The organism is Clostridium homopropionicum DSM 5847 (genome assembly GCF_001263795.1).
Lineage (GTDB): Bacteria > Bacillota > Clostridia > Clostridiales > Clostridiaceae > Clostridium_H > Clostridium_H homopropionicum.
Genome location: NZ_LHUR01000021.1, coordinates 43,293 through 65,373, shown reverse-complemented (window position 1 = coordinate 65,373; position 22,081 = coordinate 43,293). Strand labels below are relative to the sequence as shown.

Sequence of the window (22,081 nt, the reverse complement as noted above, 5' to 3'; positions counted from 1 at the left end):
TATTCTTATATCGTGGATTTATAAAATATATTTATATTTTTAGGTAACAATATATAAAGATTACAGTATTCGTTTTTTTGTATCATCTGTAAGTCCTTCTGTGAGGTTTTTTAAAAATATGACAACCTCTTTTGAAATAGAAACATTTTTCCTATATGAAATGAAGCAATAGCACTGAGGAGATGGTTCTATAGGAATTATTCGCATATCTTTTAAAAGAGAATTAGCATTAATGTTATCGTAAATCATAGGCCTGTTCATTATACATATACCGTTGCCAAAGATAGTCATTTCAAGAAGAAGACCTATTTGTGAGCCTTGATACCCTATTCTTGGTTTATATCCTGCTTCATTACAGCCATCAATTATTTGTTGATATAGAACATTTCCACTTGTAACAATATTAAAGGTTTGTTCTTTTAAATCATTAAAGGTTACGCTATTTTCATCATAAAATTCACTATTTTTTCCAACGGCAACTGAAACATCATCCTGAAATCCTGAAAAAGTTTCAATATATTTTGAAGCTACTGGTTTTTCGGTCATAATTACATCAATTTCACCTTTAGACAATTTTTCTATTAAAATATCATGAGTTGCTTCTATAACATTTACATTAATGTCTGGAAGTTTTTCCTTAAAATCATATAAAAACATAGTAGTAAATGGCGTGCAGTAATAGGGTATTACTCCAAAATTTACATAGAATTTATTCATTCTAATGGTATCAATTGACTTTTCAAAGTTTTTATAGGCTTCAAGAACAATTTCCATATTATTTACTAAGTATTTGCCTTGTTCTGTAAGTACATTTTTAGTTCCAGCTTTTTTGAAGATATTAAATCCTAGATTTGATTCAATTTTTTTTAATGCTTTACTTAATGCAGGTTGAGATATGTATAGGTTTTCAGCAGCCTGAGTCATATTCTCACTTTCTGATAATTCCTTAATGTATTTCATTTCTCTTATATCCAAAGACATCACTTCCTTTGCTGTTATTATAGTATTTCTATAAATATAACTCAAGGTTATATTTATGCTGAGTTATAGATATTTGTATTTAAGTAAAAGAAGTATTAGTATTAATATTAGAAGAATCAAAGCAGTAATTTCGAAGTGTTATTATTGCTTAATTTAGATCCGGATTTAATGTTGTTCTTCTTCTAAACTAAAGTAAAAATTTTAATTTCGAAAGGAGAATACACATGTCATATTATGCAACTCTTGATAACACAAAATTATATTACGAGGTAAGGGGAGAAGGAAGGCCTGTAGTATTTATACATGGGTGGACATGTTCTACAGAGTTTTTTGCACCTGTTGTAGAAGTTCTTAGAAATAAGTATAAATGTATAAGCTATGATCATAGAGGACACGGAGCTTCGTCAGTACCTAATGGAGGATATACAATTACACAATTAGGAAAAGATTTAAGAGAATTGATTGAATATTTAGATCTTAAAGATGTTGTACTAGTGGGTCATTCAATGGGAGCAGCTACAGTATTTAGTTATGTATCTCAATTTGGCTGTGACAGAATATATAAAATTGTTCTCCTAGATATGAGTCCTAGAGTAGTCAATGATGATACATGGAAAGCAGGACTATTATCAGGTAAGTATACAATGGCTAATTATATGGAAGATATGGAAGAAATGGGACAGTCAATTGTAGAATTTATGTGGAAATTCTGGAAATTTGTACTTCCTGATTTTGCAGCGATTCCTGAAACAATGAAGGAACTTGTGGCACCGGGATTATTAGGTGTTAATAATCCACATGCTTTAACATGTTTATGGCATTCTATGATCCATGTAGATTATAGAAAAGATATTAAGAAAATAACAGTGCCTACCGCATACTTCCTTCCAGATTATCCTCTTTATCCAAGAGCAACTGCTGAATTTATAAGAGATAATGCTTCAGCAGCGGTTAAAATAGTAGATTTTCAAAAATGTACGCATATGATAGCTTCAGAGTATCCAGAAAAAACAGCAAAAGAAATAGATGATTTTATTAAAGAAAGTTAATTTAAAATCCTGTATTCGTAAACGAATACAGGATTTTGTGAGTTGACAATAAGATATAATACCAATATAATTAGTACAACAATTATTGTTGAGACAAGTATATGAGGTGAAATGAATGTGTATATCTTATGATGAATCTATTGGACAACTTACAAATCAAACTAATAAAAAACTAATGAGGTACTTAAATTCAAAGCTTGAACTGCATGATATTACTCTTGAACAGTGGAATGTATTACTAAAGCTATCTCAGCATGAGAAAATTAATCAAAAGCAACTAGCTGATAAAGTTGATAAAGATCAACCAACGCTTGCCAGGATTTTAGACATCTTAGAAAGAAAAAAGTTGGTAGAGAGAAAGCCAAATAAAGAAGATAAGAGAGCATTTACTTTACATATAACGGATAAAGGACTAAGTCTTAAGGAAAAAGTTGAACCTTTTCTTGAAAGCTTTTTTGAAATAATCATATTAGGTATTTCAAATGAAGATTTAGAAATTTACAAGCATGTTCTCACAAAAATAAATAGCAATATAAGCATTCAAGAAATGGGGGAGAAATAATTGAAAGAAATAAATTTGGAATCCCAGAATAAGCTGTGGTCAAAAGATTATATTTTAATTCTTGCAATAAACTTGCTTGTTTATATAGCATTTTATTTGCTGGTGCCGACTTTGCCTGCTTATGCAAAACAGATTGGAGGGAGCAATTTTCAGGCTAGTCTTGTGGTAAGTGGATTTTCTATATCTTCACTAATATGCAGGGCAGTCACTGGACATGCAGATGATAAAGTTAATAGGAAGCCGCTTTTACTAATAGGTCTATTGATTTTGTCTTTATGTACTTTTACATATATATTCCTTCCAATATCAGGATTAATAATAGTACGTATTTTTCAAGGTATAGGTTGGGGGATGTCATCAACAGCTATTGCTGCAGTAGTATCAGATATGGTACCAAATAAAAGGAGAGGTGAAGGCATGGGATATTATTCTCTATCTATGATAATTTCAATGTCCTTGGCACCAATCTTAGCTATTATGATTATGAATAGCTTTCAATTCAATATTGTAGCTGTAGTTTCAATAATTTTAGGTATAATTGCCATATTATCATTACAACTATTGAGTTTTCGTAAAAAAAGTAGGCTAGAAATGGTAGAAACTAATAAAGAAAAAATAATTGTATTAAAAAATTTATTTGAAAAAAGAGCTCTGATTCCATCATTACTCTGTTTTTTACTGGCTATAACTTTGTGCGGAGTTATGAGTTATATAATGCTATTTGGTAAAGAGATTAAGATATCAAATATCTGGGTATACTTTATTGGGCATGTCTTAATGATTCTACTAACAAGATCATTTGTGGGAAAATTATTTGATAAAAAAGGTCATGCTGTAGTAATTATACCTGGTGCAATATCCATGATTATTGGACTTATTGTATTATCCTATGTAGATTCTATTAGTTCTTTAGTTATTGCTTCACTATTATATGGTTTTGGATATGGAGCAGTTCAGCCATCCTTGCAGGCCTGGGCAGTCAATAGATCACCATTGGAACGAAGGGGTTCAGCAAATGGAACCTTCTTATCTTCCATGGATTTAAGTTTTACAATTGGTTCAGTTTTGCTAAGCTTCGTTGCAGAGAGTAAAAGCTATGCAGTGATGTATAGATTTTCTTCTATATTTATGATTATATTCATGTTAATTTATGGAGTTGCTCTATTAAAGGAAAAGATAAATGTAGAATCTGGTGAAAATGTACAAGAAAGCATAGGCTGATAAATTTTATTGACATGAAAATAATTATATGTAAAAATACAGATGTATTTATAAACATATATTGATAAAAATAGTATATTTTATAATAGAGAGATAAAAACACGATTCGGTTGGTAGTCCGAATGCAGTATATAAACTGTCAGTAACCTTCCCTCCTGGGGTTGTCCGTTCTCTTGAGATTAAATTTACAGGGGGAATTAAAAGTGAATATCAAATTAACCATCTTTTTTGAGGAGCCTTTTTGGGTTGGAGTATTTGAGAGAACTGACGGAGAAATGCTTCAAACTGCTAGAGTTGTTTTTGGATCTGAACCAAAGGATTATGAGGTATATGAATTTATACTAAAAAACTTTTATAAATTGAATTTTAGTATCCCTAATAAAATTCAGATTGTAAAACAAAAAACTGTAAATCCTAAAAGACTGAAAAGAATTATTAAAAAGGAAACATCCTCAAAAGGACTTGGAACAAAGGCACAGCAAACAATAAAATTGGATTATGAGAAAAGAAAAGAGGAATGTAAAAAATTATCTAAAGAAAAAAGAGAGGAACTAGAAAAGATTAAATTCAAGAAGCGACAAGTTAAAAAGAAAGAAAAGAAGAAAGGTCATTAACTTTCAAAACTACTATTTAATAGCTAAGAATTAAGTAGGAGGATATTAGTAAGTTTATGTCAAAGAATCAAAACATGCTATACATTTTGTGGATGCTGAATTCTGGCGGAAAAGTAACGGCAAAACAAATGTCAGAAAAACTTGAAATCAACATAAGAACTGTTTACCGATATATCGATGCATTGTGCGCAAGCGGTGTACCTATTATTTCAGAGCCAGGACATAATGGAGGATACAGCTTACTTAATAATTTTATCGAATCTCCATTAATTTTCGATTTAGAAGAACAAAAGGCTTTGTTTCATGCTGCAATCTTTGCGCAGGAGACAGGGTATCCTTTTGATAAAGCTTTAAGTCGTGCAACAACAAAGATAAGAATGTACTTAAATGAAGAACAAACAGATAAATAAATGGTATACAATTGCTTACTGTCATTTAAGAAATGAAATCAGAAGCTTTCGTGTAGATCGTATTAAAAAATATCTATTACCTTTTGCCATTTGGCAGGTCTATTCAAATTATTTTTATTAGTAGAGTCACTAAAGAGAATATAATGGATTGGATAAGAACAAACTATATCTGATAAAAATATTTTATATTTCAGAAGGGAAAATAAAAATGCATAAATATAAAAAACTAATGTTTTTTGCAGCAGTTCTTATAGTGACAGTTACAGGTTTTATTTTTTCAGGTATGATAACAAATTCCACAAAAGTTGTGTTAAATGAAACTAATATAAATCAAAATAAAACTGATGAGAATAGTCCTAGCATAGAGAGAGTAGCTAATTTAGTTAAAAATTTTGGAAGTAAACTGCAGCTGGTATCTCTTTTGGCCCCCGAAGATATTTTGAAAAAATCTATGAAAGAAAATTATGGCAGCCTTGTATCTGAGGCTCTCATTGAGAAGTGGATTAAAGATCCTTTGAATGCACCTGGTAGATTGACTTCTAGCCCATGGCCAGATCGTATAGAAATTATATCTATTTTAGAGCTATCTAAAGATACTTATGAAGTCAAGGGTGAAATAATTGAGGTAACTAGTCAGGAGAAGGGGACACCAAAAGCTGCTGCAAAGAGACCTATAAAACTTATAGTAAAGAATGAAAATGGATGGTTAATTGAGGATGTTATTTTAAGTCCTTATGAATAAATTATAACCTATGCCATTAGAGTAAAAATATAATATTTATTATTGAACCTTTATGCTTAAAAATGAAACTATCGGAAATTTCATACCGAGAATGCAACGAGCTTTGTTGAATATTTTGAAAATCTAGACTTTAGTCATGCACCGCTTTGGTCAACATGCTTCTGTAGATATTACCATACAACCTGTACAGAAAAAGAATGGAGAAATAGAACCGGTTTAGAAAACCGCTCAGAGGCTTTAAAAGAAATAGAAAAAGATACTGACATGAGTTTTATGTTATTAGAATTATAAATTAAAAGAGGGAAAGTTTATTCCCTCTTTTATTATGTTATTGGCGGCTTTCAAAATCAAATTTTCTTTCTCTATCTCCTTTACCATGACCGCGATTTTGTGGTAATGCCTTAGTATCTGGTAGGGTTCCACTTACTAATGCCTGAGATAAAGCATTATTAACTGCATTCATAATACCGATAGATGTAAAGGTTGCCCCTGAGGTTGCATCTACTTCGATACTTTGGCTGTTAAGAATAGCTTGTGGAATATTATCAAAAGCTTTTTGATAATATCTTGAATTAACCTCATTATGTTCAAGAATTTCAATGGATGTAATTTTATTATCTTTAATTTCAACAGATACCTTTAAGCCAGGTCTAAAGCCATCTGCTTCACCTGTATAAATACCATCCTTAAAGGTTGCTCCTGATAAAGTTTTATTAATATTGTTAGCAGTAACCTTTTGATTAGAAGCTACTCCACTTTCAAGTAATATTTTATGTACTTGAATGCCTCCAACCTGAACTACATGCAAGAGGATAGTCAAGATAAATATAACTGTTAATCCTCTATGATAATAAATCCAACCTCTATATTTGGATAATACTTTTCTTGCCATCCAGTTTAATCCTAATAGAATAGATACAACCCAGGCTACGGTGCCTAAGTTAAAGCTAAGAATCTCATCAGAAGAAAAGTATCCATGTATAAATCCTGTAATTACCAATGCTATTCCAAATTCCTTATGATATTTTCTAAGTGATTTATTAATTGATGCTAATACCTTATTCTCATATTTTGATTTTATAAGCATTTTTCTAAGTATATAAATAATACTTAAAATGATTGTTAATATAACAGAAATCCATGCAAATCCAAAGTTCAAAAGCAAATCCATAAAAGTCCTCCTAAACAGTATCTAAAATAAACAAGTATTTAAAACATAGCTTTATTTTAAAGTTTAAATGTGTCATTTATAAGTCAACTTGATTAAGTTTTTATGAACTAAGCAATATAAAATATATTCTTGAGAGTATTTTGAGAGTTTCATTTGATAGAATATAATAGTGATAATTAAATAATAATATTTACTTTTGTGCCAAATGTTGTAGAATATAATTAATAAGAGTCGGAATATAATTTAAATTGATAAATTCTATTTGTTACATATGCAAAAAGGGGTAATGGATTATGAATGGAGAACGTAGGTATAAGTTTTCTTGGGAGCTTATAGGAGATATTGAAAAAGGTCGTCCAAATCTAGGGAAGAGTGCAAGGCTAGAAGTATATCGTCTAATGCAATTTACTTTTAGAGATGTGATTGAGCAACAGCTTGGAACGAAAAAAACAGATGAATTATTTTTCAAAGCTGGAAAGCTTGCAGGGAAAGAATTTTATAAAAATATGATTACTCCAACGAATAGCATAAATGATTTTATTGGGCAACTTCAAAAAGTATTAACTGACCTAGGAATTGGAGTATTGAGAATAGAAAAAGCAGATATTGAGAAGCGTCAATTTGTACTTACGGTGTCAGAAGATTTGGATTGTTCAGGCTTGCCTGAATTAGATTATGAAATATGTACCTATGATGAAGGGTTCATTTCTTCGCTATTAGAAGGGTATTTTAAAGTCCCATTTCATGTAAAGGAAGTAGATTGCTGGTGTACAGGAGATAGAACTTGTAGATTTAAAGCAAATGCTTTAATGCTGAAGGGAGACATGGATATAAGTGAACAACTTAAGTAATTCAGGAGATACAATCAAAGTTTTACAAAGTCTGATTTCTGATGTAGAAATTCCATCTAATCCGCCTGAAGAAATGATGTGTATAGAAGGATTTGAAAGAATATATAATTCTTTACTTGATATTCGTAAGGCATGTATGACTATTGGAAATGGAGAATTAAATTATCAAATCAAGAGTAAAGGATATTTGCCTGGTGCTTTAAAAAATCTACAGGCTTCTATGCAGCATCTTACATGGAAAACAAAAGCAATAGCTTCAGGAGATTTCACTCAAAAAGTGGATTTTTTAGGTGAGTTTTCAGAAGCTTTTAATAATATGATTGAGCAGCTGGAGTCTTCACTAAACAATTATAAAGCCGCACAAAAAGAACTTATGGAAGCTAAGGAACACTTTGAGCAAATTTTTAAGACAAGCCCCGACGCAACCTTAATTACAAGGTTAAAAGATGGTCTGATTATTAATGTTAATCACGGCTTCTTAGATTTTTTAGGCTATGAACAAGCAGAAGTTATCGGTGAAAAGATATTTGATATAAATTTTTACGAAGACAAATCAGATCGCCATATAGTACTAAATGAACTTAGTAAAAATGGATATTGTGAAAATATAGAAGTTATTTTTAGGAGAAAAACAGGGGAAAAGCTTACTGGACTCTTTTCAGCAAGAATTATTACCTTAGAGGATGTACCTCACATTATTAGCGTAATAAGAAATATTACGGACCGTAAAAATTCAGAGGAAAAATTGAAGAAGAGCGAAGAAATGTATCGAGTTTTAGCTGAAAATATAACAGATGTTATATGGATTTTAGACCCTGAGACTATGAATTTTATATATGTTAGCCCATCTGTATACAATTTAAGAGGTTATACAGCAGAAGAAGTTATGGCAGAACCAATGGATGCAGCTCTTACTGAAGAGGGTGCTAAATATGTAAGAGAAGTTACAAAAAAGGGACTAGAAAATTATATAACAGGAAAAGAGAAACCTGATAAATATTATATTGATGAAATACAGCAGCCTTGCAAAGACGGAAGCCTTATTTGGACAGAAGTAATAACAACTTATTACACTAACAAAGAAACAGGAAAAGTCCAAGTTAGAGGGGTTACAAGAGATATTACTGAAAGAAAGGCTGCGGAGAAAAAAATAAAAGAATCAGAAGAAAAGTATAGACTTCTTTTTGAAAATGCTGTTGAAGCCATAGTGGTTATTCAGGATTATAAAATAAAAATATGGAATCCTATGATAGAGAATTTATCTGGATATTCAAAAGAGGAACTAACGTCAATGATTTTTTTGGATTTTATTCATACTGATGATAGAAAAATTGCTCTTGACAACCATCTAAAACGTTTAGCAGGAGAAGAGCTTGAAGGAAAATATCGTTTTAGACTAATGAGGAAAGATAACAATATTCGATGGATTGAAATGAATTTAATTAAAATTCTGTGGGAAGGTAAAGCTGCAACATTAAACTTTCTTACAGATATTACAGATCGTATAAAGAAGGAAAAAGAAATTCTTTTCTTAAGCTATCACGACCAATTGACAGGATTATACAACCGAAGATTTTATGAAGAAGAATTGATTAGAATAGATACAGAAAGTAATCTTCCTATTACAGTAGTTATGGCTGATGTAAATGGATTAAAGCTGACAAATGATGCCTTTGGACATTTACTAGGGGACAGGCTTTTAACTGAATTTGCAGATATTATGAAGAAAACAGAGAGACCAGAGGATATTATAGCAAGAATTGGAGGAGATGAATTTATTCTAGTACTTCCTAAGACCGATTCTAAAGGAGCGGAAAGAATTGTCAAAGATATAACTACTTTAGCTAGTGAGAAAAAAATAGAAAATCTTATTCTATCTATTTCATTTGGATGGGATACAAAAAAACATAGCTGGGAAGATATCAGTAAAATATCAACTCAGGCTGAAAATTATATGTATAAGCATAAGTTGGATGAAAGCCCTAAAATGAAGAGTGAGACAATAAAATTAATTACTAAAACTTTATATGAAAATAATAAAATAGAAGAGCACCATTCCGAAAATGTAGGTAGATTATGTGAAAGAATTGCATTTGCAATGGGCATGAATACTTCCGACGCAAGTGAACTAAAAATTGCTGGACAAATGCATGATATAGGGAAAATAGGAATCAGCAATATGATACTACATAAACAGGAAAAATTAAATGATTTAGAATATCTTGAAGTTAAAAAACATCCGGAAGTAGGCTATCATATTTTGAGGGCAGCAAATGAATTTTCTGAAATTGCAGAAATTGTTCTTGCGCACCATGAAAGAATAGATGGAAAAGGATATCCAAAAGGAATTAAGGGAGAAGAAATATCTTTAAAGTCAAGGATTATTTCTATTGCAGATGCCTATGATGGAATGACTAGTTTTAGAGAATATAAAGCTTGTTTAAGCAAAGATGAAGCTATAAGAGAACTTAAAAACAATGCTAATAGGCAATTTGATGCAGATATAGCTAAGATATTTGTTGAGAAAGTACTGCATGAAGTTTGGTAGTATAAAAATTTAATGTCTGTTGTCTAATGTATCAAAGAACTTTAAAAAAAGTGCTAGAAAGCAAAGTTTTCGATAATATTTAAAAATAAAATTATTAATTGCACAAAACTATCTAGTCTCTCGAGATATGTATACTATTCCTTTGTTTTGTTTTTATTGTATTCAATCTCTCTTTGTTTAATGACATTTATAATAATATTTTGTATAACATCTGAACTTTCATTTATAGCATGTTTAATTGATGTTTTAATTAACATATATATAATATAAAATCCAAGAGAGATAAGCCCTAGATATATTAATACACCAATGATACTTTTCATATTTATACCTCTTTTCTTATTTTATAATATCACAATAATAATTTTGGCACGGTAAATACCGTGCCTTCAAATTTTTAAAGACTAATTATAAATTTTTACATATAAAATTCTGTATATAAGTCAAGACCAGTTACATCATATTCAAATAAACTATTTTGAATTAAAATGTAACTTCTAACCAAACCACTTACATTAACAGCTAGAGTTCTTCCACCATCAATAATATTAGAAGAAGAATATTGTTGTTCCCATTCTTGGAGAAGGCTTGTCCCACTGATGAATGAACTTATTTGTGAACAACTAGAAAAACGTCCTGAACTATAAGTATACCATACTTTTATTGTTATTCCATTAACAACTTTAGATTAAATACCATTTGAAGCAGTTAAAGCAGATATAGTATTATTGCTAGCGTTTGATTCAATTGAATTTTTTGACAACCTATCTTCTTTAATTTTGGAAACTTTTGCATTATTTTCTTTGACCATTTTATCAGCATCAGCTAATATTTTTTCAAATTCTTTTATGCTATCAACTTTAAGTGGCTGAATTCCAGCTGGTAATTGACTAGGATCTATTTTATGTGCTGTAATATTGCCAACAGTTATTGTATCCCCTATATCTTCATTAGTTGTTTGAGCTAGCGAATTTATAGAGAAAGAACATAATATTGACATAGATAAAAACATGGATAAAAATACTTTTTTTACAATTTTCGTAATTTAACCCCTTTTATTAAATATATTTTATGTCATGACACTTTTTGTATTATAACATATTATACATACAATTACAATAGATGGAATTTGCAGATTTTGTGATTTTTAGGTATTAAAAGGTGATAAATTAACTATTATGTATATATAATAATATTTTACAATTAATTAAACTTTTCTATAGTGTATCATTTAACTATAGCTAAATGATACACTAAGAAAAAGAAAGAAAAACCCTATTTTTTTTACCAAATAAAATGACAAATAGAATTATAAAGTGTATCATGAGGTTTGATAGGTTTTATGATACACTTTATAATTAAGACATAGAAATAGTAAGAAAAGGTGTATTTATATGAATTATTCTTATGAGAGAGTAAGTACAGTAAAACAAGACCAGAAAAGGAAAGAAATATCCTTAGATAGTTACAAAATAGATAAAAGATATATAGATAAGGCAACAGGTAAAAATGCAGATAGATCTCAGTTAAATAAGTTGATGCTAGAAATAACTAAGGGAGATAATATTTATGTTGAGAGTATTTCAAGGCTAGGAAGAAATGTTGATGATTTAAGATCCTTATGTGAGTACTTTAAAGGTAAAGGTGTTATAGTTCATTTTATAAAAGAAGGGTTTACTACAGAGGGTAGTACTTATAAATTTATGCTAACAATTCTTGGAGCAGTTGCAGAGATGGAGAGAGAATTAATAGTTGAGAGAGTTAAAGAGGGAATAGAAAAGGCTAAAGAACATGGAACTAAAAGTGGGAAGCCTATAGGTAGACCTGAAAGAACTTTACCAAAGGATTTTAGAAAGTATTATAAGAAATGGAAAGCTGGAGAATGTACTGCAGTAGAATTTGCAAAGTTACTAGGTGTGAGTAGAGCTTCTTTGTATAGATACATTAAATTGTATGAATAATAGATAATTAAAATCTAAGAGATTTAAGGCTTTAGTAGTTATATAAATAAAAAAAGGATTAATGGGGAAATATGAAATTAAAATTTTATATTTCCCCATTCTTGTTATTTACTTATTAATTCAAAAGTATCTTCTGCTATAATTTTTTCTTCATTTGCATAAGTAACTAGGATTTTAACTTTAGAATTTTCTTTACTAATTATTCCTGCGCCTTTTAGGGCTTTGTTTTTATCTTTATCTAAATCAATGCCAATAAACTCAAGACCTTTGCAGACTTTTTCTCTAATATACCAGGCATTTTCGCCTACTCCACCAGAAAATACTAGCAGATCAATTCCTTCTAAAATAGCGGCATAAGCACCTATGTATTTTTTGAATCTATGACAAACAGTGTCAATAGTAATTTTAGCTCTTTCATTTCCTTCATTTGCACTATTGTAAATTTCCCTCATGTCATTATTGATACCTGATAATCCTTTCCAGCCGCTTTTCTTATTTATAAGGTCGTCAATCTGATCAACTGAAAGACTTTCCTTTTTCATAAGATACAGTAGGGCTGCGGCATCTAGATCTCCTGCCCTTGTTGATTGAATTAAACCTTCATGCGGTGTAAAACCAGTGCTAACTTCCATAGACTTTCCGTAAAGAACAGCGTTAGCTGTAGTGCCACTTCCAAGCATCATATTAACAATTTTAAATTCAGTAAAGGGGCGGTTTAGTAATTTTTTAACTCCTTCAGCCATACTTCTAAAAGCAATGCCATGAAATCCATATCTTCTAATTTTGTATTTTTCATAATATTCATAAGGCAATCCATATAGATAAGTGGATTTAGGAAGAGTACTATGAAATCCGTTATCAAATACTGCAACTTGAGGCACATTTGGTAATAGCTTTCGACATGCATAAATTCCAGCTAGGTGATTTGGATTATGTAAAGGTGCTAAGTCTTTAATCTCTTCTATATTGTTAATTACTGTATCATCAATAACTAAAGAAATGCTGTTTTTATCTCCACCTTGAACAACCCTATGTCCAATTGCACTAATATCTTCTAATTTAATATTCATACCTGTAGTTGGATCAAATAAGGTTTTTAAGATTAAATTAATTCCCTCTTCATGATTTAGAATAGGACAAATTACAAGCTTTTCATCAAGGCCTTTACCACTATATTTAAATTCAGAATCTTCATATCCAATTCTTCCAATGCTTCCTTTAGCTAAAACCTCATATTCAGGCATTTCAGCTACTTGAAACTTAATTGAGGAACTTCCACAATTCAAAACTAAGATCTTCATATAAAAACCTCCAGCTATTTTTCTTTTTATTATACCTTAATTATTAATGTAGTTAAATAATAAATGTGGTAACATATATTTATGTAATTTATGTGGAAATAAAATTAGTTCTAAGAGGAATAAGCCATGAATATAGAGAAAACATACACTGAAAAAAAGATTTTAGGACTTGAAAGAAATATTTTTTTTGTGGGGATTACCAGCTTTCTTACTGATACCACAACAAAAATGATATATGCAATTATGCCGCTTTTTTTAATAACCTTAGGAGCATCAAAAACAGAATTGTCATTAATTGAAGGGGTTGCAGAAAGCACAGCTTCTATAATTAAAGCTTTGTCAGGTTGGTGGAGCGATAAAATCAGAAAAAACAAACCTTTCATGATTATTGGATATGCTTTTACTATATTTCTTTCCCCACTTTTTGCATTTGTTAATACTCCATTTCAGGTTTTAGTTATAAGGTTTTCTGAAAGACTTGGGAAAGGAATAAGAACAGCCCCTAGAGATAGTTTAATTGCTGCTTCCTCTGAGGAGTCTTCAAAGGGAAAAAGCTTTGGTTTTCATAAGGCTATGGATAATAGTGGAGCAATAATAGGACCACTACTTGCTGCAGGAGTGCTATTGCTTTTCCCGGGCAATTATAGGAGAGTATTTTTATTTGCAGCAATTCCAGGTTTATTAGGATTAATTTCTGTTATTTACTTTGTGAAAGAAGCAAAAAGTGATAAGGTTAAGCCTTTAGGACCAATTTTATTTAAGGATTTTTCAAAAAAGTATTATATTTTTCTTTTCATAGTTTTTATTTTTACTCTTGGAAATTCAACAGATGCATTATTGCTAGTAAAAGCAAGTGACATTGGAATTGAAGCTGCATTTATACCTATTATATATCTTATATTCAACGCTGTATCGGTCATTTTTTCTATTTCTGCAGGAATTTTGTCAGATAAGATAGGAAGAGAAAAACTTATAATTTTTGGATATATTATATATTCAGTAATATATTTTGGATTTGGAAAAACAAGCAGTAAGACAGTATTAATTTTACTATTTGCCTTATATGGACTTTATAGTGCAACTACTGATGGAGTGCAAAAAGCATTAGTTTCAGATCTTATTGATAAAGATAAGCGTGGTACTGGACTTGGAATTTATAATTGTCTATTAGGATTTACTCTGTTACCTGCAAGTCTTATAGCAGGATTTCTTTACGATAACATAAATAACAGTGTCCCATTTTATTATGGATCAGTATTAGCACTAGTAGCCGCTATACTTATGATGATATTTTACAGAAAAACTATATGATTTGTATTTTACAGCCATAAAACAACTAAAAGGCCAGTCGATAGCTGTTCTAAGCTATATAGATCTAATTTCTGCAGTAATAATTGCATCAATTTTTTTAGGAGAAAAGATGAGTTATATCTAAGCAATTGGTGGAATACTTATACTTGGAGCCACATTTTTAAGCGAAAGGCAAGAGGGGAAAGCTTAACTACCTTACTCTTGACAATAAAACAATTAAAATAGTATATTATTATAATACAACAAACAATATGGGGTAGGTTATTATTTATAATAGCCAAGTTTGAAAGGATGGATAAAATGAAGATAACAGGGGCTCAAGCAATGGTTAAGTGTCTTGAAGAAGAAGGAATTTCTTTGTTATTTGGTTATCCGGGGGTTGCTATTTGTCCATTTTATGACAGCGTTTATAGTTCAAGCATAAAAAATGTTTTAGTACGAACAGAACAGAATGCAGGACATGCAGCCAATGGTTATGCAAGAGTAACAGGAAAACCGGCAGTATGTGTAGTGACAAGTGGCCCAGGGGCTACAAACCTAATTACAGCATTGGCAACAGCGTACATGGACAGCATACCTTTAATAGCTATATCAGGTCAGGTACCTAGTGATCAATTAGGCAGTGATGTATTTCAAGAGGTAGACATTACAGGTTCTGCAGAACCATTTACAAAGTACAGCTACTTAGTGAAAGATGCTAAAGATATTCCGCGTATATTTAAAGAAGCATTTCATATAGCCTCTACAGGAAGACCAGGACCAGTGCTTATCGATGTTCCTATGGATATACAGAATCAGTTGATAGATTTTGATGAGTATCCAAAGGAAGTTAACATTAGAGGATACAAGCCAAACGTTAAAGGACATGTAATGCAGATTAAAAGAGTTGCTAAAGCAATAGAAGATGCAAAACAACCTGTAATATGTGTTGGAGGAGGTATTTTCTCAAGCAAGGCACAAGATAAGCTAAGAGAATTTTGTGAAAAGCTTTCAATACCTGTTATATCCACAATGATGGGAATAGGTGCTTTGCCAACTGAACATCCATTGTATTTCGGAATGCTTGGTTCTAGTGGAAAATCCTATGCAAATAAAGCTTTAAATGAAAGCGATTTACTAATTATTATTGGTGCAAGAGTTGCAGATAGAGCTGTAACAAATCCAAGATTAGTTGAAAAAGATACAGTAACAGTTCATATTGATATTGACCCAGCAGAAATAGGGAAAATAATGGGGACAAATATTCCTATTGTTGGTGATGCAGGAAAGGTTTTAGATCAAATTTTACAAAATGAAATCAAATGTGATAATAGAGAATGGATATCAACTTTAAACAAGTGGAAAGAACAAATGACAAAGATTAAAGAAGATAGAGAGGGATATGTAAACCCTGCTAAATTCATTAGTAAATTGTCAGAAAAGTTAGACGAAGACGTTATATATGTTGCTGATGTAGGTCAAAATCAATTATGGTCTGCTAATAACCACATTGTAAGAAATGGAAGATTTTTTACAACTGGAGGAATGGGTACTATGGGATATTCTATACCTGCTGCCATGGGAGCAAAAGCAGCAGCACCAGATAGGCAGGTAGTAGCAGTATGCGGAGATGGATCCTTCCAAATGAGCTTTATGGAACTTGCTACCATCGTGCAATTTGGGATTAAAATAAAAGTAATTATTATGAGAAATACTTATTTAGGTTTGGTACGAGAATTTCAGCATAATAAAATGGAAGATAGATTTATGGCAGTAAGTCTTGAAGGAAGTCCTGATTTTGGCATTTTAGCTAGTGCCTATGGTATACCTTTTATTCGTGTAAAAGATATGAATGAAATGAATCAGTCAATTGAAAAGTTTATTGAAGAAAAGGGTTCGTGTATTATGGAACTTAATATATATCCTTTTGAAGTTACACAATAGAAAGGAGTAGAGCTTATGAGAAGAATATTTTCAGTTTTAGTTGAAAATAAATCAGGCGTTCTTTCAAGAACAGCAGGACTATTTTCAAGAAGAGGTTTTAATATCGAAAGCCTTGTTGTCGGGGAAACAGAGGATAGCTCTATTTCCAGAATGACCATTGTATCTAGTGGAGATGAGCGTACAATGGAGCAGGTTGAAAAACAATTAAATAAGCAAATTGATGTTATAAAAGTTCAAACGTTAGAGACAGAATGTTCAATTAGGAGAGAACTAGTACTTATAAAAGTTAATTCTCAAGGAAACAATCGTGGTGAGATACTAGATATATGTACCATATTGCAAGCTAAGATAGTTGACATGTCTCAATCAACTTTAACTATAGAATTTAGTGGAAAACCAGAAAAAATTGATTTATTGATTAAGATGATCACACCTTATGGAATTGTTGAGCTTGCAAGAACAGGGATGGTAGCTCTAAATAAGGGAGTATAGATAATATATCAATAGATTAATATAAAAAAGCATAATGATGTCTAGAACAACTTGGCTCCTGTTTAAACAGGAGCCGTCTTTATGTAATTTAATGGATAAATATGAAAGTTATATTTGACCTTTCAAAATAAAAGGTATATATTATCAATAAATTATTTAGAAATGGAGGGGTTAGTATGCAAAAAATTGGATTTGTAGGATTTGGAGCTATTGGTGGTACATATGGGGCTCAAATGATGGATGAAAGTATAGATATTTACGTGATTGTTGATGATTCACGAAAGGAAAGATATGAAAGAGAAGGTATTTTTGTAAATAACAAACATTATGATTTAAATATGCTAACTGATAAAGAAGATTCTATTAAGATGGATATAATTTTTGTATCTGTTAAATATCATGATTTGAAAGATGCAATTAAACTTATGAAGCCATTTGTGGGACAAGAAACTATAATTGTATCCTTGCTTAATGGTATTGATTCTGAAGAGATATTAGCGGATATTTTTGGAAAAGAAAAAGTATTATTTGGATTTTCAGTTGTAATAGATGCACTTAGGATAGGCAATAGAATTGAATATTTAAACCAAGGAACAATTGTATTTGGAGATGGTTTTGGTAAAAATCCTAAAGCTGTAGCTGAGGTTGAAGAACTGTTTAAAAAAGCTAAGATTTCTTATAAAATCTCTAATGAAATGATAAGGGAACAATGGTGGAAATTTTTAATCAATGTTGGAATTAACCAAACTTCGGCTGTACTTCTTGGGCCTTATGGTCTTTTCCAACAGAACGAAGAAGCTAGAAGCTTTATGATAAGTGCTATGAAGGAAGTAATTGAGCTTTCAAAGGTTATGAATATTAATTTAGAGGAAAGTGGTATAGATGATTTCATAGTAATTCTTAACAAGCTAGCACCGGAGAAAAAAACCTCAATGCTGCAAGATGTAGAAGCTAAAAGAAAAACAGAAGTGGAAATGCTTGCTGGTAAAGTTATAGAGCTTGGAAAAAGATTTGGTGTACCTACTCCTATTAATGAACTTTTATTTAAAATGATAAAAGCAATTGAGTACAAAAATGAGCATTTTTAACCTTTATATACATATTGACCTTATCAATTTAATGCGTTAAAGTAATAAGTGTATGAAGTAATTATTAATTAAATGGAGGATATAAAAATGAAAAAAAGCTTAAAAAGTATTATAGCAATTGCAGTAATTTCAGTATTAGCATTAAGTGTTGTAGGGTGTACTAAAAAGGCAGAACAAGGTGCATTATCTAAAGAAAAATTAGTTCTTGGTTTTGACGATACCTTTGTTCCAATGGGCTTTAAGGACGATAAAGGTGAAGTAGTGGGCTTTGATATAGACCTTGCAAAGGAAGTATCAAAGAGAATAGGAAAAGAAATAACATTCCAGCCAATAGATTGGTCTATGAAAGAATCAGAACTTACTTCAGGTAAAATAGATTTTATATGGAATGGTTATACAATAACTGAAGAAAGAAAAGAAAAAGTAAGCTTCTCTAGACCATACCTAGATAATAGACAAGTTATTGTAACTCTTGCAGATTCAAAGCTAAATGCAAAGGCTGATTTAAAAGGAGCGAAGGTAGGAGCTCAAAATCAATCTAGCGCTGTGGATGCAATAAACAAGGAACCAGAACTTGTAAAGAGCTTTAAGGATGGAAAGATCTATACTTTTGAAACTAACAATGATGCTTTAATGGATTTAGAAGCAAAGAGAATTGATGCAGTAGTAGCAGACGAAATATTAATAAGATATTACATCAGCAAAAAAGGACAAGAAAAATATAAAGTATTAAAAGAGGACTTCGGAAGTGAATCTTATGGCGTTGGTGTAAGAAAAGAAGACAAGGCTTTACTTGATAAATTAAACGCTGCTTTTGATGAAATGAAGAAAGATGGTAAAGCTGCTGAAATTTCTAAGAAGTGGTTTGGAGAAGACATATTTAAATAGTGGCTTATAGAGGAGGATTTCTATGAATAACATAATTAACCTATTACCTCAGATATTTGAAGGGCTTAAGGTTACTTTACAGGTATTTATATTGACTTTAGTCTTTTCAATACCACTTGGAGTATTAATTGCAGTAGGAAGATTATCTAAAAATAAAATAGTTAGCTCGGTAACTGGTTTTTATGTATTAATAATGAGAGGAACTCCTCTTCTTTTACAGATTGTATTTATTTTCTTTGGATTACCTATCATAGGCATTGCTTTTGATAGATTTCCAGCTGCAATCTTAGCCTTTGTTCTAAATTATGGAGCTTATTTAGCAGAGATATTTAGAGCGGGAATATCCTCTATAGATGAAGGTCAGTACGAAGGAGCAAAGGTTCTTGGACTTCCACCAAGACATATATTTATGAAGATAGTTCTTCCTCAGGCAACTAAAAGGATATTGCCAGCAGTAGCTAATGAAGTTATTACTCTTGTAAAGGATACTGCCCTTGTATATGTAGTTGGTTTAGATGAACTATTGAAAATTGGTAAGATTGCATCAAACAAGGAAGCCTCTTTAATACCATTGGTGGCAGTTGGTATCATTTATTTACTTTTAATTGCAGTATTTACGCAGCTATTTAAGCTTATAGAAAAAAGATACAGCTATTATCAATAGGAGGGCAATAATGCTTAAGGTAGAAGGATTAGAGAAAAACTTTGGTAAGAATAAAGTTCTAAAGGGTGTAAATCTTCAATTAAAGGAAGGGGAAATTACAGTAATTGTTGGACCATCTGGAGGAGGTAAGACAACCCTTTTAAGATGCATAAACGGATTAACAGATCCTGATAAGGGCTCTATTATAATAAATGGGAAGTACTTGTACAAGGATGGTGTAGCATCCTCTAAAAAAGATGAGATAGAAATTAGAAAAGATATAGGGCTGGTATTTCAAAGCTTTAATCTATTTCCACATATGAGTGTTTTAGAAAATATTACAGAAGCACCAAGAGTAGTATTAGGGCTTTCAAAGGAAATAGCAGAAAAAAAGGCTGTGGAAATACTAAGCTTTTTAGGGCTATTAGATAAGAAAGATAATTATCCTTGTGAGCTTTCAGGAGGTCAAAAGCAAAGGGTGGCTATAGGACGTGCTCTTGCTATGGAGCCTAAGCTTATATGTTTCGATGAGCCAACCTCTGCATTGGATCCAGGACTTACAGGAGAGGTGGCAAACCTTATAAAGAAACTTGCTGTGGAAAAGTCCATGACCGTTTTAATAATAACTCATGACATGACTTTCGGGACTAATGTTGCTGATAGGATTCTTTCTATGGACAAGGGCATATTAAACGAAGAGCACATGTATATGAAGTAAGGGATTTATTTAGGAGAAGAATTTATAGCATGAGAGAGAGCCGCTTATATGAAATTAATGAAATAAAAGAAATTATAGATAATGAAAGAATAATTCCATATTATCAACCAATTATATCTTTAGCAAAAAATAAAATTGTTGGCTTCGAAGGATTGTCAAGAGGAGTAAGTATATTAGATGGAAGCTTAATTTCTCCAATTAAAATCTTTGAATATGCTCATAAATACGGACTTGAAATAAATCTAGATAGGTTATGTCGTGAAAAATGTATTGAAGGATTTAATAAGTTAGATTTTCATAATAAAGATGTTCATTTGTTTGTAAATATTGATGCTTCAATTATTGAACAGGGTAGGGGCTCTAATTACCTTTTTCAGCAAGTATTAAGTCATGGAGTTTCTCCAGAAAATATTGTAATTGAAATTAATGAATCTCACGTAAAAGATATTAATGTATTAGTTGAATTCGTAAAAAAATACAGAAAAGAAGGATTTTTAATTGCCTTAGATGATTTGGGTGCAGGTTTTTCAAACTTTGAAAGAATACTACTTTTAGAACCAGATGTTATAAAATTAGATATAACTCTTATAAAAGATGTTGATAAAAGTTACTATAAGCAAGAAATATTTAAATGCCTTGTTAAGCTGGCAAATCATATAGGAGCAATAGTTGTAGCAGAAGGGGTAGAAACACAAGAGGAGCTGAATTGTGCAATTGAATATGGAGCTCATTTAATACAAGGATATTTTTTTTCAAAGCCTTTAAATTTATCAGAGGAATCAATTAGTAATATTGATTTTAGAATTAAAAGTGCTTCAATACAGTATAAAAGTTACATGAGTTTAAAGGTGAAGAAAGAGAGAATTTCTAAGAGGAAAATAGATTCTCTTTTAAATCACATAATATCAGAATTTGAAAGGGCAGATATAAATGAATTTGATAATTTGCTCTTAAACTTTGTTGAAATTAACAAGGACTTAAATTTAAATATGGAATGTGTATATATACTTGATGATAAAGGAATTCAAGTTAGTGATACTGTATTTTCGAGCATAACTAAGGACAATCCTAGAAAAGGACTAATATTTTATCCTTCAGTTAAGGGAGAAGATAATTCTCTAAAAAAATATTATTATGATCTTATTAATTCAAAGACTAACAAGTATACTTCCTCACCATATATATCACATGCAACAGGCAGCGTTTGCAGAACCATATCTCGTATATTTAAGCATGAGAACAATAAATATATATTGTGTGTAGATTTGATTCACAAATTATAATGATAAATTAAATGATATAGTTATCTTAAATATTAAAGCCGGTAATTTAAATTATCGGCTTTAATATTTTCTTAAACTTTTTTGTTGACATATATTTAACTACCTTTCTGTAAACGTTATCTATAATTATACTGCTATCAATAGGATATTTGAATTATTTTACTTAATATGAAATTATAATAATTAATGTTAAAAAGCAATAAAATTAAGTATATTGCAAAATTTGGCGAAATTCTTTTTTTAAAATAATATTTTAAAAAAAGGATTTTAGATAATGATGTAGAATAATACAATATAAGGTAATTATAACAAAGAATATATTTT

General features: G+C 30.7%; 21 protein-coding genes and 1 pseudogene. 17 read left to right on the top strand and 5 right to left on the bottom strand.

The features are described 5' to 3' along the window. Nucleotides 1–60 precede the first annotated feature (60 nt). A complete protein-coding gene (locus tag CLHOM_RS07850) occupies nucleotides 61–975 on the bottom strand; it encodes a LysR family transcriptional regulator (RefSeq protein WP_052221149.1) in 915 nt (304 codons plus the stop codon). A gap of 230 nt (nucleotides 976–1,205) precedes the next feature. Here CLHOM_RS07850 and CLHOM_RS07845 point away from each other — a divergent pair, with 230 nt between their 5' ends. The 6 genes and pseudogenes from CLHOM_RS07845 to CLHOM_RS07820 all read left to right on the top strand — a co-directional run bounded on the left by CLHOM_RS07845 (nucleotide 1,206) and on the right by CLHOM_RS07820 (nucleotide 5,579). Beyond that, the gene (locus CLHOM_RS07845) at nucleotides 1,206–2,030 is read left to right on the top strand and encodes an alpha/beta fold hydrolase (protein ID WP_052221148.1); all 825 of its coding nucleotides are present in this window, start codon (nucleotides 1,206–1,208) and stop codon (nucleotides 2,028–2,030) included. Nucleotides 2,031–2,145: 115 nt separating this feature from the next. Beyond that, nucleotides 2,146–2,592 carry a MarR family winged helix-turn-helix transcriptional regulator gene (locus tag CLHOM_RS07840; RefSeq protein ID WP_052221147.1) on the top strand — a complete coding sequence of 149 codons (447 nt, stop codon included), beginning with the start codon at nucleotides 2,146–2,148 and terminating at the stop codon, nucleotides 2,590–2,592. Beyond that, a complete protein-coding gene (locus tag CLHOM_RS07835; protein ID WP_052221146.1) occupies nucleotides 2,593–3,813 on the top strand; it encodes an MFS transporter in 1,221 nt (406 codons plus the stop codon). A 203-nt stretch (nucleotides 3,814–4,016) separates the two neighbouring features. Continuing rightward, on the top strand, nucleotides 4,017–4,427 hold the full coding sequence (locus CLHOM_RS07830; RefSeq protein WP_052221145.1) for a YjdF family protein: 411 nt from the start codon (nucleotides 4,017–4,019) through the stop codon (nucleotides 4,425–4,427). Between the two features lie 56 nt (nucleotides 4,428–4,483). Continuing rightward, nucleotides 4,484–4,913 (top strand): annotated as a pseudogene (locus CLHOM_RS07825) (helix-turn-helix transcriptional regulator); the annotation flags it as partial. 132 nt (nucleotides 4,914–5,045) lie between these two features. Further along, the gene (locus tag CLHOM_RS07820; RefSeq protein WP_139205662.1) at nucleotides 5,046–5,579 is read left to right on the top strand and encodes a hypothetical protein; all 534 of its coding nucleotides are present in this window, start codon (nucleotides 5,046–5,048) and stop codon (nucleotides 5,577–5,579) included. A gap of 328 nt (nucleotides 5,580–5,907) precedes the next feature. Here CLHOM_RS07820 and CLHOM_RS07815 read toward each other — a convergent pair whose 3' ends face one another. Next, nucleotides 5,908–6,750, bottom strand: a complete 843-nt coding sequence (locus CLHOM_RS07815; protein ID WP_052221142.1) for an FMN-binding protein — start codon at nucleotides 6,748–6,750, stop codon at nucleotides 5,908–5,910. 293 nt (nucleotides 6,751–7,043) lie between these two features. On the opposite strand from CLHOM_RS07815, the gene CLHOM_RS07810 reads away from it, so the two are divergent. Both CLHOM_RS07810 and CLHOM_RS07805 read left to right on the top strand, forming a co-directional pair. Next, complete coding sequence (locus CLHOM_RS07810; RefSeq protein ID WP_052221141.1) at nucleotides 7,044–7,601, top strand: V4R domain-containing protein; 558 nt, start codon at nucleotides 7,044–7,046, stop codon at nucleotides 7,599–7,601. Beyond that, nucleotides 7,585–10,149, top strand: coding sequence for a PAS domain S-box protein (locus tag CLHOM_RS07805; RefSeq protein WP_052221140.1), 2,565 nt, complete (start codon nucleotides 7,585–7,587; stop codon nucleotides 10,147–10,149). Before CLHOM_RS07810 ends, CLHOM_RS07805 begins: the two co-directional genes overlap by 17 nt. Nucleotides 10,150–10,283: 134 nt before the next feature. On the opposite strand, the gene CLHOM_RS07800 is transcribed toward CLHOM_RS07805, so the two are convergent. Together CLHOM_RS07800 and CLHOM_RS07795 are read right to left on the bottom strand one after the other, a co-directional pair. Next, nucleotides 10,284–10,472, bottom strand: a complete 189-nt coding sequence (locus CLHOM_RS07800; protein ID WP_052221139.1) for a hypothetical protein — start codon at nucleotides 10,470–10,472, stop codon at nucleotides 10,284–10,286. A gap of 365 nt (nucleotides 10,473–10,837) precedes the next feature. Beyond that, nucleotides 10,838–11,149, bottom strand: coding sequence for a hypothetical protein (locus CLHOM_RS07795; protein ID WP_139205661.1), 312 nt, complete (start codon nucleotides 11,147–11,149; stop codon nucleotides 10,838–10,840). A gap of 394 nt (nucleotides 11,150–11,543) precedes the next feature. On the opposite strand from CLHOM_RS07795, the gene CLHOM_RS07790 reads away from it, so the two are divergent. After that, on the top strand, nucleotides 11,544–12,110 hold the full coding sequence (locus tag CLHOM_RS07790) for a recombinase family protein (RefSeq protein ID WP_052221137.1): 567 nt from the start codon (nucleotides 11,544–11,546) through the stop codon (nucleotides 12,108–12,110). A 104-nt stretch (nucleotides 12,111–12,214) separates the two neighbouring features. Here CLHOM_RS07790 and CLHOM_RS07785 read toward each other — a convergent pair whose 3' ends face one another. Next, on the bottom strand, nucleotides 12,215–13,411 hold the full coding sequence (locus CLHOM_RS07785; protein WP_052221136.1) for an acetate/propionate family kinase: 1,197 nt from the start codon (nucleotides 13,409–13,411) through the stop codon (nucleotides 12,215–12,217). 126 nt (nucleotides 13,412–13,537) lie between these two features. Here CLHOM_RS07785 and CLHOM_RS07780 point away from each other — a divergent pair, with 126 nt between their 5' ends. From CLHOM_RS07780 to CLHOM_RS07745, 8 genes are all read left to right on the top strand, one after another. Continuing rightward, nucleotides 13,538–14,722, top strand: coding sequence for an MFS transporter (locus CLHOM_RS07780; protein WP_052221135.1), 1,185 nt, complete (start codon nucleotides 13,538–13,540; stop codon nucleotides 14,720–14,722). A gap of 300 nt (nucleotides 14,723–15,022) precedes the next feature. After that, nucleotides 15,023–16,645: a biosynthetic-type acetolactate synthase large subunit gene (ilvB, locus tag CLHOM_RS07775; RefSeq protein WP_341376970.1), complete on the top strand. Its 1,623-nt coding sequence runs from the start codon at nucleotides 15,023–15,025 to the stop codon at nucleotides 16,643–16,645. A gap of 15 nt (nucleotides 16,646–16,660) precedes the next feature. Beyond that, entirely contained in the window at nucleotides 16,661–17,137 is a 477-nt protein-coding gene (gene ilvN / locus CLHOM_RS07770; protein WP_052221134.1) for an acetolactate synthase small subunit, read from the top strand. A gap of 176 nt (nucleotides 17,138–17,313) precedes the next feature. Then, nucleotides 17,314–18,225 (top strand): ketopantoate reductase family protein, encoded by a 912-nt coding sequence (locus CLHOM_RS07765; RefSeq protein ID WP_052221133.1) that lies wholly within the window; start codon nucleotides 17,314–17,316, stop codon nucleotides 18,223–18,225. A gap of 81 nt (nucleotides 18,226–18,306) precedes the next feature. Beyond that, the gene (locus CLHOM_RS07760; RefSeq protein WP_052221181.1) at nucleotides 18,307–19,113 is read left to right on the top strand and encodes a transporter substrate-binding domain-containing protein; all 807 of its coding nucleotides are present in this window, start codon (nucleotides 18,307–18,309) and stop codon (nucleotides 19,111–19,113) included. A 22-nt stretch (nucleotides 19,114–19,135) separates the two neighbouring features. After that, nucleotides 19,136–19,777: an amino acid ABC transporter permease gene (locus CLHOM_RS07755; protein WP_052221132.1), complete on the top strand. Its 642-nt coding sequence runs from the start codon at nucleotides 19,136–19,138 to the stop codon at nucleotides 19,775–19,777. Nucleotides 19,778–19,787: 10 nt separating this feature from the next. After that, nucleotides 19,788–20,474 (top strand): amino acid ABC transporter ATP-binding protein, encoded by a 687-nt coding sequence (locus CLHOM_RS07750; RefSeq protein WP_052221131.1) that lies wholly within the window; start codon nucleotides 19,788–19,790, stop codon nucleotides 20,472–20,474. A gap of 29 nt (nucleotides 20,475–20,503) precedes the next feature. Then, complete coding sequence (locus tag CLHOM_RS07745) at nucleotides 20,504–21,757, top strand: EAL domain-containing protein (RefSeq protein WP_052221130.1); 1,254 nt, start codon at nucleotides 20,504–20,506, stop codon at nucleotides 21,755–21,757. Nucleotides 21,758–22,081 lie beyond the last annotated feature (324 nt).

Excerpts from the sequence above, each read along its gene's own strand:
- CLHOM_RS07845 (WP_052221148.1), top strand. The coding sequence starts at position 1,206 with ATGTCATATTATGCAACTCTTGATAACACAAAATTATATTACGAGGTA.
- CLHOM_RS07755 (WP_052221132.1), top strand. The coding sequence starts at position 19,136 with ATGAATAACATAATTAACCTATTACCTCAGATATTTGAAGGGCTTAAG.
- ilvB (WP_341376970.1), top strand. The coding sequence starts at position 15,023 with ATGAAGATAACAGGGGCTCAAGCAATGGTTAAGTGTCTTGAAGAAGAA.
- CLHOM_RS07790 (WP_052221137.1), top strand. The coding sequence starts at position 11,544 with ATGAATTATTCTTATGAGAGAGTAAGTACAGTAAAACAAGACCAGAAA.
- CLHOM_RS07750 (WP_052221131.1), top strand. The coding sequence starts at position 19,788 with ATGCTTAAGGTAGAAGGATTAGAGAAAAACTTTGGTAAGAATAAAGTT.
- CLHOM_RS07820 (WP_139205662.1), top strand. The coding sequence starts at position 5,046 with ATGCATAAATATAAAAAACTAATGTTTTTTGCAGCAGTTCTTATAGTG.
- CLHOM_RS07795 (WP_139205661.1), bottom strand. The coding sequence starts at position 11,149 with ATGTCAATATTATGTTCTTTCTCTATAAATTCGCTAGCTCAAACAACT.
- CLHOM_RS07815 (WP_052221142.1), bottom strand. The coding sequence starts at position 6,750 with ATGGATTTGCTTTTGAACTTTGGATTTGCATGGATTTCTGTTATATTA.
- CLHOM_RS07785 (WP_052221136.1), bottom strand. The coding sequence starts at position 13,411 with ATGAAGATCTTAGTTTTGAATTGTGGAAGTTCCTCAATTAAGTTTCAA.
- ilvN (WP_052221134.1), top strand. The coding sequence starts at position 16,661 with ATGAGAAGAATATTTTCAGTTTTAGTTGAAAATAAATCAGGCGTTCTT.
- CLHOM_RS07800 (WP_052221139.1), bottom strand. The coding sequence starts at position 10,472 with ATGAAAAGTATCATTGGTGTATTAATATATCTAGGGCTTATCTCTCTT.
- CLHOM_RS07745 (WP_052221130.1), top strand. The coding sequence starts at position 20,504 with ATGAGAGAGAGCCGCTTATATGAAATTAATGAAATAAAAGAAATTATA.
- CLHOM_RS07810 (WP_052221141.1), top strand. The coding sequence starts at position 7,044 with ATGAATGGAGAACGTAGGTATAAGTTTTCTTGGGAGCTTATAGGAGAT.
- CLHOM_RS07780 (WP_052221135.1), top strand. The coding sequence starts at position 13,538 with ATGAATATAGAGAAAACATACACTGAAAAAAAGATTTTAGGACTTGAA.
- CLHOM_RS07765 (WP_052221133.1), top strand. The coding sequence starts at position 17,314 with ATGCAAAAAATTGGATTTGTAGGATTTGGAGCTATTGGTGGTACATAT.
- CLHOM_RS07840 (WP_052221147.1), top strand. The coding sequence starts at position 2,146 with ATGTGTATATCTTATGATGAATCTATTGGACAACTTACAAATCAAACT.